The organism is Gilliamella sp. B14384G12, assembly GCF_016101825.1.
In the GTDB taxonomy this organism is placed as follows: domain Bacteria; phylum Pseudomonadota; class Gammaproteobacteria; order Enterobacterales; family Orbaceae; genus Gilliamella; species Gilliamella apicola_N.
The window spans coordinates 24,582-37,310 of sequence record NZ_JACFPU010000002.1 but is presented as its reverse complement, the minus strand read 5'-3'; the positions used below and the strand labels follow the sequence as shown (position 1 = coordinate 37,310).

Below are 12,729 nucleotides of genomic sequence, written 5' to 3'. Positions count from 1 at the left end.
TTATCCTCCATGATTCATGTTAGGTAAGCGAGTATGTTTTTCAACAATACGCATAATAGTGAGTACCGCATAATTTATTAGCATAAAGGCAATCGTTACACCACACAAAATTTCGACAATACTATTGGTTGATTCATTAATACGATCAATCTGTCCAATTAAATCTATTAACCCAATTGTTGAAGCAACAGATGAGTTTTTAATAATATTAGTCATTTCTGATGTTAATGGTGGAATAATGCGACGATAAGCATTAGGTAATAAAACGTATCTATATGCTTGACGATTGGTTAAACCAAGTGCGATTGCTGCATATCTTTGGCCTTTAGGCAAAGTTTGAATACCCGTTCTTACTTGCTCGGCAATTCGCGCAGATGTGAACAATCCTAAAGCAGTTGCGGCGATGATGAACGAACTAATATTTGGTGATAAACCAGATACAAACCACGTTTTTAAACTGCCTATCAGAATTTCAGGAAATAGCATATACCATAAAAACATTTGTACAAGTAAGGGGATATTACGAAATAGCTGAATATAGCTTGACGCAAAACTACTTAGAAACTTGTTGTCAAGTGTTCTACAGATACCAACCAATGAACCCAGCACAAAGGCGATGATCCATGCTGTAATGGCTAATGAAACGGTCACAAAAATGCCATCTAACAGCCAATTTAAATAAATCCCATCACCATAAGGGGTGGGTTCAAAAAATAGTGTCCAATTAAAACTCATAATATATTTAATTCACTAATTTAGATTATGTACTAAATGCTACGGCATTTAGTACATGGATTAGAAAGATAAGAAAAGTATTAATCTAATGCTTTATCGTTAGGGTTTGCAAAAAGCTCAACCATTTTCGGTGAAATTTCAAGTTCCATATTTGCACCTTTTGGTGGTACTGGTTGAGTGAACCATTTGTTATAAGACTCTAATGCTTTTCCTGATTTTTGGGCTTCAGCGATGGCGTTGTCCATTAGTTGTTTAAATTGAGTGTCACCCTTTCTTAACATACAACCGTAAGATTCATAAGATAAAGGTTCACCAACAATTTTCCACTCAGCAGGATTAATTGCACGTGAACGTTCACCAGCCAATAAAGCATCATCCATTAAAAATGCAGCAGCACGACCAGTTTCAAGTGCATTAAATGCATCACCATGATCTTTTGGGGTAATGATCCGGATACCTAATTTTTCTTTATTGTTGATTTGATTTAATCGGATTTCAGAAGTAGTACCCGCAGTCGTTACTACATTTTTGCCTTTTAAATCTTCAATACTATTGATATTACTATCTGCTTTAACTAAAAAGCGCGTACCTACAATAAAGATGGTGTCTGAAAAACCAACTGTTTTTTGGCGTTCAAGATTGTTAGTAGTTGAACCACATTCAAAATCGTAAGTATAGTTGTTAAGAAGTTGAATACGTGTCTTAGAAGTAACAGGTAAATATTTTACTTTAAGGTCAGGTAAGTTTAACTCTTTTTTTACTGCGTCTACGATTAGATTAGAGTAATCTTGTGAATAGCCAATCACTTCTTGCTTATCGCCATAGTAGGAAAATGGAATAGAAGATTCACGATGACCAACAACAATAACACCACTTTCTTTAATTTTAGCTAACGTGCCAGTAAGTTCTTCAGCTAATGCTGAACCAGTCATTAGACCTAACATTGCAAGTGATAAAACTAATTTGGTTAATTTTGTCTTTTTGTTCATTCTCGTCTCCTACTGTTTGATTTGTATCATATTAAATTTATTTAATATTTTTACAAAGGGCGTATATTATAACTTATTTTTTAGCATAAAAGTACTTTTTACTGTTTATTTATATATCATTGGCTCCAAATGCGTAGCTATAATTATGCTTTATAAGCAATTATTTCTGCACATGATTTTATTTGAAACTAGATATATTTAAGCAATATTTATGCCACTATCGTAAATTATGAACGTCTTTTTATAAATATTGGGATACACATTAATATCATGAACAATAAATAAGGTTTATTTCCCCATCTAGCATAAGGAGTTAGGCCAGTGGTTGGTGATAGGCTTTCAGTTAAAACAGCGGTGGTAAATGCTGGAATTTGTTTTATGATTCTTCCTTGCTGGTTAATTATTGCAGTAATACCATTATTAGTACTGCGAATTAATGGACGACCAAACTCTAATGCTCTAGCTTGTGCCATTTGCAAATGCTGTTTTGGACCAATGCTATCACCAAACCAAGCATCATTCGAGACAGTGAGTAAAAAATCAGTATCAGGTTTAAAGTTTTCCCATATAAGATCGGATAAAATTACTTCATAACAGATAGCTGTTGTGAATTTAAACCCTTTCATGGTTAATTGGGGCTGTTTTTCATCGCCTGCTTTCATTGAAGACATTGGAATATTAAGCAGTTCAGTAATCGGTTCTAGTAAAGATTCAAATGGTGTAAATTCACCAAATGGTACTAAATGATGTTTTTGATAACGATGAGCTGTTAGGTATTGATAGGGTTCTTTTTTGCCCAATACAATTAACGAATTATAAATATTACCTTTATTTCGATTGTCTGATTCATTAAAACGATAATCAATAATACCAACGGCAATTTCAGAATCATTCGCTCTTGCTTGATTATCTAGATAATATAAAAAAGGTTGTTGATTGGTTTCAAAATCTGTAATGCTGGCTTCTGACCATATTATAATCTTGTCTTTACCAAAATTTTGTTGGGTAAGTTGATAATAGGTTTCTAAAGTATTATTTAATTGTTCACTGCTCCACCTTAAAGTTTGTGGAATATTGCCCTGAATTAATGAAAAATTCGCTATACGATGATGATCAACCTCGGTCCAGTTTTTATCTTTGAATAAAATTGGTGCAATGAAGAGCGTTAATAGTGCAATTATTGCACCAAGCACGTGCTTTTGGGATTGATGTTGCTTAATTTTATATAAACTGTAAATGGCTAGTCCACATAAAAAACAAGTTAGCAAATTCACACCATCTATACCAACGATAGGAAAATAGGTTCGCAGTGGGCTATCAAGTTGGCTATAACCAAGTTGTAACCAAGAAAAACCCGTTAAAATGTAACCACGTAAAAATTCAGTACATTGCCATAAGATAGGTGCAGCTAATGCCAATTGCCTGAATGAAAATTGAGGTGCTAAACGATCTGCATTTCTAAGTAAAAAAGCAAATAACATCGGGTAAAGAGACAAATATAGGATCAGAAAGCCTAGTATCACCATTGCAATAGGTGTAGGTAGTTCCCCATATTGTTTAATACTGATATAAACCCAATGGACTCCTGAGGTAAAATAACCAATTCCCCAAGTCAATCCTAATAACATTGCTTGTTTTTTAGTTTTATTGGCAATAAGCCATAATAGGCCAGCAAAAGAGATAAATGCTAAAGGCCAAATATGAAAGGGTGCATAACTAAAAACAGCGATGCAACCGTAAATAAAACTTAGTAGCAGATATTTAAGCATGTTATGGCAACTCTAAATTAGGCACTGTGGCATCTTCCGGAATAGTTACATGCAGTTGGATGATACGTCTTTTATCGGCTATGGTTACCTTAAATTGATAACCATCAATGATTATACTTTCACCACGTAAAGGTAAGCGGCCAAAGTGTTGCATTACCAAGCCACCAATCGTATCCATTTCGTCATCACTAAAATGTGTCGCAAAAATTTCGTTAAAATCTTCTACTGGCGTGAGTGCACGTACGGTGTAAACCAAAGGAGATAAGCGACGAACATCCCGATCTTCAACTTCATCGTATTCATCTTCAATATCACCTACAATGAGCTCTAAAATATCTTCAATTGTGACAAGACCTGATACGCCACCAAATTCATCAATCGCTATTGCCATATGGTAACGTTGCATACGAAACTCTTTTAACATATGATCAACACGTTTACTTTCTGGCACAATAACCGTTGGTCGTAGTATCTTTTTTAAATCGAAATCGTCAATACCTTGGCGGATAAATATGAGTAAATCTTTCGCCAGTAACACACCTTCAATGTGGTCTCTATCTTCACTAATTACAGGATAACGAGAGTGACCATGTTCAGAAATAATATCTAAGCATTGATCAAGTGAATAATTGTCTTTGATAGTAACAATTTGTGAGCGGGGGATCATAATATCGCGAATGCGTTGTTCGGCTATATCCATGACGCCTTCAATCATATCAAGTGTGTCTGGATCGATAAGTTCGTTTTCTTCAGCTTCGCGTATAACTTCAATTAGTTCTTCTTTATCTTTGGGTTCTGAATGAAATAACTGACTTAACCATAAGGCAAACCCTTTTTTGGATCTCCGGGGATTATCATCGCTCATTTGCTTTTTCCTTTACTAATTTATTGTATTTAATTATTTTTATTTCAGTTCAGTTATCATCAATGATGATAACTGAACACAGTTATTCGTCAATCGGTTGATATGGATTATTAAATCCTAGCTGTTGCATTATATCAATTTCGATATTTTCCATTTCTTCGGCTTCTTCGTCAAGAATATGATCATATCCTAATAGATGCAAACACCCATGCACGATCATATGTGCCCAATGTGAAGTTAACGATTTATGTTGTTCTTTCGCTTCAGCTTCCACCACTTGTTTGCAAATAATCAAATCACCCAACAGTGGTACCTCAATTTCAATCGGTGATTCAAATGGAAAAGAGAGTACATTGGTGGGTTTATCTTTGTGGCGGTATGTATTATTTAACTGCTGGCTTTCTTGTTCATCCACAATTCGGATAGTGATTTCAGCATTATCCATAAATTGAGGCAAAATCACGTTTAACCATTGCATAATTTGCTCTTCAGTTGGCAAATTTTGGTTATCGTCTGTAGCTATTTGCAAATCTAAAATAATTGCACTCATTTTACTGTGTTTACCTAATTTATTTATTCACGATGATAAGGATGGTTAGTGGTTAAGCTCCATGCTCGATAAAGGCTTTCTGCGACAATGACACGCACTAAAGGATGTGGAAGCGTAAGAGGCGAGAGCGACCAGCTCTGCTCTGCCGCAGCTTTACAAGCAGGAGATAAGCCTTCAGGCCCCCCAATGAGCAAGCTCACATCACGGCCATCAGTTTTCCAACGTTCTAACTGTTGTGCTAAATTATGCGTAGTGTAAGGTTTACCTGGAATATCTAATGTGATAATGCAGTTGCCTTTACCGCAATTTGCTAACATTTGTTCGCCTTCTTTATCTAAAATTCGGGCAATATCTGCATTTTTAGTTCGTTTTCCAGCTGGAATTTCGATAAGTTCTAGTGGCATATCTTTAGGGAAGCGCGAACGATAATCTTCAAAAGCGGTGGTAACCCAACTTGGCATTTTGTTGCCAACAGCGATAAGCTGTATCTTCACGCCACTAACTCCAAAGTTTTTCGAGTTCGTAAAGTTGACGGGTTTCTTCTTGCATAATATGTACAATGACTGAATCCATATCAACCACTACCCAGTCAGCATCATTTTGGCCCTCGCTACCTAAAACAAGAAGCCCATGTTTTTTCGCTTCATCAAGTAAATGCCCTGCAATGGATGATACGTGACGGTTTGAAGTGCCCGTACAGACAATCATATAATCGGTAATGCTTGATTTACCACGCACATCTAAGGTAACAATGTCTTTGCCTTTTAGATCATCAATCTTATCGATAATAAAATCTTGTAACGACTGTTGCAAAATAATCTCTCTATCATAAAAAATTAAAGCATCAGTATATCATATTTTTAAAAAATAACGGTGAAGATAACATTGACCTTGTATATTTTGTCAAGAAGTTTCAGATTCACTATACGTTTGAGTAAAAATTATTTCATCAATTCAACTATTAAGAGCAATTACTCTATCAAATAATGGATTATCCGTTAAACGATGGGTAACCATAATTAACGTTTTATTTTTACAAGTTTGTTTGATCAATTGAATAATTTGTTGCTCAGTCTGCTGATCAAGGCTTTCTGTTGGTTCATCCATCAAAATGAGTGGAGAGTTGTGCAGTAAAGCTCGGGCAATACCGATACGACGAATTTCTCCACCCGATAAAGCGCGACCACCTTGACCGATAGGCAAATTCAAACCTTGATCTGTATTTAACAATTTTTCAAGTTCAACTTGTTTTAAGACTTCGATAAGTTGTTGCTCAGTAGCTTGTGCATTGCCTATCAACAAGTTTTGCCTTAAGGTATCACTAAAAATTGCAATAACTTGTGGCACCATCGCAATCGCCTGTCGTAAGGTTTTTTCGTCTAATTGATTCAATGGTGTGTCATTAAAATAGATATTGCCTGATGTGGGTTCCCAAGCGCGATTAACGAGATTTAATAATGTTGATTTACCGCATCCAGTTTTTCCAATTAATCCAATATGTTCTCCTTGATTAACCGTTAACGAAAAATCTGTTAATACTGCGAAAGGTTGATTGGGATAACTAAAATTGATGTTTTCAAATTGTAGCGTTGCTGAACTTAAATCAACTTTTTTGCTTTCGCTTTCCGAGACAAATTTAATATCAGGTGTTTGATTAAAAATTGCTGTTGTGCGCGTAGCGGAGGTTAATACTTGCCCTAAAAAGATAAACGCGCCAGGAATTGGTGCTAGAATTTCGGCACTGGCAAGACTCACAAATACAAATAAGGCAACTAAAGGAGAAAGGGTATATTGCGTAATTAACCAAAGAACCAATAGAGTTAAAAAGCCAGCAATCAATAATACTAATGCACTTGAAAGTGCCATTAAAGTTGATTGCTGCTGTTGATTACGAAGCCAATTTGTTTCCAGTTCATCCAGTTTGTGACGATAGCGTGATTGAGCATTGAAAAGAGTAAGTTCAGCTTGTCCTTGTAAATAATTGATCAGTAATAAGCGATATTCACTTTGTTGCTTTGCTAAGTTCTTGCCCAGTTCTTTTCCTGCTTGGTAAAAAATAACGGGTACGACTAATAAAGTAAGGGTCAGAATAATAGTGATGATGAGTGCTACCGGTAGATTGATATTACTTAGCACAATAAAGATTATGCCAATCGTGAGCAAAGCGGTCACAATAGGCGAAAACAGTTTGAGATAAAGATGATCCAGCGCGTCAATATCAACAATAAAGCGGTTAAGTAAATCGGCTCTTTGATATTGAGCTAACTGATTGGCACTCAGCGGTAAAATCTTACGAAAAGCTAATGTCCTTAAATAGGCCAAGATCTTAAATGTCGTATTATGATCCACCAAGCGTTCCATATAGCGTGCTGCTGTGCGAGTAATTGCTGCCCCACGCACTCCCGCTGCTGGTAACATATAGTTAAAAGTATATAAGCCAGCAACCCCAACAACTGCCGTTGAAGCTAGAAACCAACCCGATAAAGAGAGTAAAAATACGCTAGTAAAAAGCGTCAAAAGCGCTAAAGATAGACCACACAAAATCTGCCAAAAATAGTGTTTATACAGTGCGATATAAGGACGTAATATGGCTAACATAAATCCTCCTTGCTATCACAATGTAACTGACCATCTGCTAACTGCCAAACTTGGTTATAAATGTGCATATCATCGGTTTGATGGGTAATGGTAATTGTATTTGGTGCGATATGTTGCTGATCTATATTTTGCATGGTTTGTCTATCTAAGCTTGCCGTAGGCTCATCAAGAATGAGTAATTGACATGGTTTTAACATTGCTCGAGCGATGGCCACACGTTGTGCTTGCCCGACTGACAAACGCACTGCGTCTTCACCTACTTGGGTATCTAATCCTTGAGGTAATTTATCAATAACAGATACTAACTGGGATTTGGCAATTACAGTTTCAATCTCATCATCAGAAGCATTCGGTTTTCCTAATAAAATATTTTCACGTACAGAGCCATTAATAAGATAAGGATTCTGTCCGATCCAACTGATTTGTTGTTGCCAATGGCTAATATCTAATTGATTAAATTCGATCCCATTAATCTTTAACGAACCCTGATAAGGTAAAAAGCCAAGCAAAATTTGCATTAACGAAGTTTTACCTTCACCACTTTTACCGACTAAAGCTAATTTAAAAGGTGTTTGTAAAGCGAATGATAATGGTCCAACAATGGGTTGCTGTTCGCTAGAGAGTACAATCAAATTACTTGCTTCAATAGTATGTAATGGTTGATTGATTTGAATTGGGTTGGCATCATGATGAGCTTGATTTAACAAGACATCTTTACTTAAAAAAGCTTCAATATTGTCCGCTGCTGCAATGGCTTCAGCTTTGGCATGGTAGTAAGTTCCTAAATCGCGCAATGGTTGAAAATATTCGGGTGCTAAAATTAATGTAAAAAAACCGGCAAATAAGGTCACAGTACCATTATATGAACCAAAATTAAATTCACCTAAATACGAAAAACCAAAATACACCGCTACGATGGCGATCGAAATTGACGTAAAAAATTCCAACACAGCTGAGGATAAAAAAGCCATTTTTAATACTTGCATGGTTTTAACGCGAAAGTCTTCGGATGCTTGAGCAATTTCGTTGGCTTGTTTTTCTCCTTGATTAAATAGACGGATAGTATTAAGTCCTTTTAAGCGATCTAAAAAGTGACCACTTAAATATGCCAACGCTTTAAAATGACGACGGTTAATATCTGCTGCGCCCATACCAACTAAAATCATAAAGATTGGAATCAGTGGGGCAGTACATAACAAGATAGCGGCTGCTGCCCAGTTAAACGGTAAAATAGCAATGCAAATTAAAATTGGGACGATACTGACTAAACGCATTTGAGGCAGATAACGAGCAAAAAAGTCATGCAGATTTTCTACTTGCTCTATAAGTAACGTACTCCAAGCGCCCGTAGTACTTTGATTTAAATAAGCAGGGCCATAAGCTTCAAGTTGATTAATTAAGTCATTACGAATTTGCTTTCGTACCTTTTTTCCTAGTGCAAAGTTGATCTTTTCGCGCACATACATTAACAACGCTCTACCTAATAAAATAATAATAAGTGAACCAAAGTAAGGTAGGATATCGACAAAATGTTGTTGCTCAATAATCAGTTTTTGTAAAATAACAGCGAGTAGAGCCGCTTGCATAATAACCAATAAAGTCAATGCAAAACCAGTTAAAGCAGAAGCACGCAAATCTGCTTTATGCATTTTTGCATGCTGTTTCAACCAGCCAAGTAGATAAGTTTGACGTTTTTTATCTAGTGACATGATGATATTTTTAGTTTATTTCAAATTATCCAAATAAAGTTCAGCATCGAGTGCAGCCATACATCCAGTTGCAGCAGAAGTGATCGCTTGGCGATAAATATGATCCATCACATCACCTGCGGCAAAAATACCTTCGACACTGGTTTGTGTCGCATTACCATGTGTACCAGATTTAACTTTGATGTAGCCACCATTTAATTCAAGTTGACCTTCGAAAATACTGGTATTGGGTTTATGACCAATGGCAATAAATACGCCCATAACAGATAAATCCTCAGTAAGATTAGGATTTTGAGTGCTACGCAGTCTAACCCCTGTAACGCCCATATTATCACCTAATATTTCATCAACAATTTGATGGGTATGTAAGATTACTTTGCCTTCTTGTATCTTTTCAGCTAAACGATCCATTAAGATCTTTTCTGCTCTAAAGCTATCGCGACGGTGTATTAAATGTACTTCACTGGCAATATTGGCTAAATAAAGCGTTTCTTCAACGGCCGTATTTCCGCCTCCTACTACTGCTACTTTTTGATTGCGATAGAAAAAACCGTCGCAGGTGGCACAAGCTGATACACCTTTACTTTTAAACGCTTCTTCAGAGGGTAAACCGAGATATTGAGCAGAGGCACCGGTCGCAATAATTAATGCATCGCAACTGTACTCTGTTTCACTGCCATAGAGTTTATAAGGTTTGCTACTAAAATCGACTTGATCGATATGATCTAAAATAATTTCAGTATTAAATCTTTCGGCATGCTCTTTCATTTTAACCATTAAATCAGGCCCAGTTAATTCAGGTGCTCCAGCTGGCCAGTTTTCAATTTCAGTCGTGGTTGTGAGTTGGCCACCTTGTTGTATCCCAGTAATTAAAACAGGTGAAAGATTTGCTCGAGCGGCATAAACGGCTGCGGTATAGCCAGCAGGGCCAGAACCAAGTATTAGTAAACGTGCATGTTTAGTTTTCATCTTTAAATCCTTATTTATATTCTGGCTGTTAACACAGAACTCGCTCAATTAATAATTGTTAAGTCTAACATTATCAATCTTTATAGTGCAAAAAAATTGATTATTATAGTGATAGGTAATGACGATAAGATATTTTTTCAACAGTTGACAAAAGTTATCTTTTTTTATTGTTCACTTACTTTTTAAAAACAATTAATAAATGAATTTAAATTATCGATTTGTTTGACAATGTTTATAAAAACAATGAAAGAAGGACAGATTTCTCATGAAAAATTTAGAAGTTGTATAAAAAATAAATGAGAAAAAATATAAAGCGTATAATACCAAAAGGCGGAACAATTTACTAAATCGCTATCTTCTTTTAAACATTTGTTTAGGTAGGATTAAATTAAAAACGGTCTTGGAGCGTTATTGATTAAGTAACCATTAATTTTATTGTTGCTTTACACCTTTGAGGCATAAAGCAATAGACAGTTTATATTTATTCAGATAGATATGTGGTGATATCTTTGAGTGGCCAACGTATTTTAGGTGTTGGTTCATTGATACGATAACCAAATGCTAAACAAAGTGCTACACCGAAATTTTCACCACTAAATGATGGTATGTGATTTTCTAAAATTTTAATAACACCATCATGTTGAAATCCACCAATCGCACAGGAATCAATATTATGATAAGCAGCAGCTGTGAGCATATTGGCACAAGCTAGATAAGCCTGCATTTCAAATGAATGATTCATAGTTAGGCCGCTGGCTAAACCATTTTCATAAAAGTTGAGCCTTGATTGACACATAACATCAATACTGTTTTGATCATCTGGGTCAGGTAAAGTACGAGCAACCGCCTTACGGAAATACTCATTTTGTACCGAAAAACTGTTTGATTTACGATAAAGTACAATCACATAATGTGAGCAACTGGTGACTTGCTCTTGTTTGAAACAAGCCTCAGATAATTCGCTTTTAATTTTAGGGCTGTCAACCACCACAAAATGCCAAGGCTCAAGTCCAAATGCTGAAGGGGATAAGCGACCTGCATCTAAAATATATTCAATTTCAGCAGGATCAATCTTTTTGGTTTCGTCAAATTTTTTACATCCGTGTCGAAAATATAAGGCTTGTGTTAATTTATCCATGTTTTCTCCTATTCTTTTGTATTCCATGGGGCAACTTTTAATAATAATAACATACCAGGTATGGCAAGAATCGTACATAAACCAAAGAAAGTTGTCCATCCTAAATAATTAACCATAATGCCTGTAGTGGCATTAATTAATGTTCTTGGGATAGAAGCAATACTTGTAAATAATGCAAATTGTGTCGCTGTATAAAGGGGATTAGTTGTTTTTGCAATAAAAGCGACAAAGGCCGCTGATCCTAGCCCAACGCCTAACGCTTCAAAGCTAATTACTAAAGCTAATAAAATTTTAGCGTGGTAGGTAATTTCAGTAAATGGACCTTCAACAGACAACCATGCAAACCCTAGAATAGAAATAACTTGTACAAAACCAAATAGCCAAAGTGCACGGTTAATACCAATTTTGATCATCAAGATGCCGCCCATTAATGCACCAAATACACTTGGCCATAATGATGCATTTTTAGCAATCCAGCCAATATCCAAACGGCTAAATCCCATTTGTAAATAAAAAGGGGTTGCCAGTGAGGTTGCCATACTGTCACCCAATTTATAAAGAAAGATAAAAGCTAAAATCGTGAGTGCACTTTTTATACCTTGACGATTAATAAATTCACTAAATGGCTTAATGATGATATCTTCAATACTATGGTTTTTTGGCGCTTGATTGATAGGCTCTTTAACTTTCAATGTCATCATAATTGCTGGCAACATAAATAGCCCAGTAATAATAAACACACTGTTCCAAGGTAGATAATTGGATAAAATTAATGATAGCGAACCTGGTACTAAACCAGCAACACGATAAGCATTGGTATGAATACTGTTGCCAAGTCCCAGTTCGTTATCTAGTAGTAATTCTCGCCTAAATGCATCAAGGGCAATATCTTGTGTGGCTGAAAATAGAGCAATAATAAAACAGATAGCAGCGATTACCCAAATGTTTAATGTAGGCGAGAAAAAACCTAAAATTGTGATAAAGAATACTAATACAATTTGCGAAGCAAGCATCCATCCTCGTCTTCTACCTATATTGAAAAGCGAAATATTGTCCATAAATGGCGCCCAGACAAATTTCAAAATATAGGGAAATTGTGTTAACGAAAACGCGCCAATTGTTTTGATATTGATACCTTCGCTCTCTAGCCAAGCAGGTAATAATTGCAACAATAAATAAAAAGGTAAACCAGATGCAAATCCAGTAAAAATACAGATTAGCATTTTTTCGGTAAAAATTGTTTTTATAAGTGAATTTTGCTCATTAGTCATTCTTTAACTTTATTGATTAGTTTTTTCGCAAAGTGTTATCATAGCATACAACTATAAAAAATAATTCTGCAAGCCAAGATAAAACGGATTATCTCAAGCCTGATTCTAAAACTGGAAAACTGTGACAATGGATGTT

Annotated in this window: 12 protein-coding genes; all 12 read right to left on the bottom strand. The window is 35.7% G+C overall.

Annotated elements, in window-relative coordinates; genetic code table 11:
* Positions 1 to 735 (bottom strand): amino acid ABC transporter permease, encoded by a 735-nt coding sequence (locus tag H3S73_RS02750; protein WP_198235517.1) that lies wholly within the window; start codon positions 733 to 735, stop codon positions 1 to 3.
* An 80-nt stretch (positions 736 to 815) separates the two neighbouring features.
* Positions 816 to 1,724 carry a glutamate/aspartate ABC transporter substrate-binding protein gene (locus H3S73_RS02745; protein WP_198235516.1) on the bottom strand — a complete coding sequence of 303 codons (909 nt, stop codon included), beginning with the start codon at positions 1,722 to 1,724 and terminating at the stop codon, positions 816 to 818.
* A gap of 227 nt (positions 1,725 to 1,951) precedes the next feature.
* Entirely contained in the window at positions 1,952 to 3,493 is a 1,542-nt protein-coding gene (gene lnt, locus H3S73_RS02740) for an apolipoprotein N-acyltransferase (RefSeq protein ID WP_198235515.1), read from the bottom strand.
* A gap of 1 nt (position 3,494) precedes the next feature.
* A complete protein-coding gene (gene corC, locus H3S73_RS02735; RefSeq protein ID WP_198235514.1) occupies positions 3,495 to 4,358 on the bottom strand; it encodes a CNNM family magnesium/cobalt transport protein CorC in 864 nt (287 codons plus the stop codon).
* Between the two features lie 82 nt (positions 4,359 to 4,440).
* Positions 4,441 to 4,908, bottom strand: coding sequence for an rRNA maturation RNase YbeY (gene ybeY, locus H3S73_RS02730; RefSeq protein WP_039128837.1), 468 nt, complete (start codon positions 4,906 to 4,908; stop codon positions 4,441 to 4,443).
* A gap of 23 nt (positions 4,909 to 4,931) precedes the next feature.
* The gene (gene rlmH / locus H3S73_RS02725) at positions 4,932 to 5,402 is read right to left on the bottom strand and encodes a 23S rRNA (pseudouridine(1915)-N(3))-methyltransferase RlmH (RefSeq protein ID WP_025314901.1); all 471 of its coding nucleotides are present in this window, start codon (positions 5,400 to 5,402) and stop codon (positions 4,932 to 4,934) included.
* Between the two features lie 4 nt (positions 5,403 to 5,406).
* On the bottom strand, positions 5,407 to 5,724 hold the full coding sequence (rsfS, locus tag H3S73_RS02720; protein WP_039128832.1) for a ribosome silencing factor: 318 nt from the start codon (positions 5,722 to 5,724) through the stop codon (positions 5,407 to 5,409).
* Positions 5,725 to 5,862: 138 nt separating this feature from the next.
* A complete protein-coding gene (gene cydC, locus H3S73_RS02715; RefSeq protein WP_198235513.1) occupies positions 5,863 to 7,506 on the bottom strand; it encodes a cysteine/glutathione ABC transporter ATP-binding protein/permease CydC in 1,644 nt (547 codons plus the stop codon).
* Positions 7,500 to 9,215 carry a cysteine/glutathione ABC transporter permease/ATP-binding protein CydD gene (cydD, locus tag H3S73_RS02710; protein ID WP_198235512.1) on the bottom strand — a complete coding sequence of 572 codons (1,716 nt, stop codon included), beginning with the start codon at positions 9,213 to 9,215 and terminating at the stop codon, positions 7,500 to 7,502. Before cydD ends, cydC begins: the two co-directional genes overlap by 7 nt.
* Positions 9,216 to 9,230: 15 nt before the next feature.
* Positions 9,231 to 10,184 carry a thioredoxin-disulfide reductase gene (gene trxB, locus H3S73_RS02705; RefSeq protein WP_198235511.1) on the bottom strand — a complete coding sequence of 318 codons (954 nt, stop codon included), beginning with the start codon at positions 10,182 to 10,184 and terminating at the stop codon, positions 9,231 to 9,233.
* Between the two features lie 481 nt (positions 10,185 to 10,665).
* On the bottom strand, positions 10,666 to 11,322 hold the full coding sequence (locus H3S73_RS02700; protein WP_198235510.1) for an NAD(P)H-dependent oxidoreductase: 657 nt from the start codon (positions 11,320 to 11,322) through the stop codon (positions 10,666 to 10,668).
* 8 nt (positions 11,323 to 11,330) lie between these two features.
* A complete protein-coding gene (locus H3S73_RS02695; RefSeq protein ID WP_198235509.1) occupies positions 11,331 to 12,593 on the bottom strand; it encodes an AmpG family muropeptide MFS transporter in 1,263 nt (420 codons plus the stop codon).
* Positions 12,594 to 12,729 lie beyond the last annotated feature (136 nt).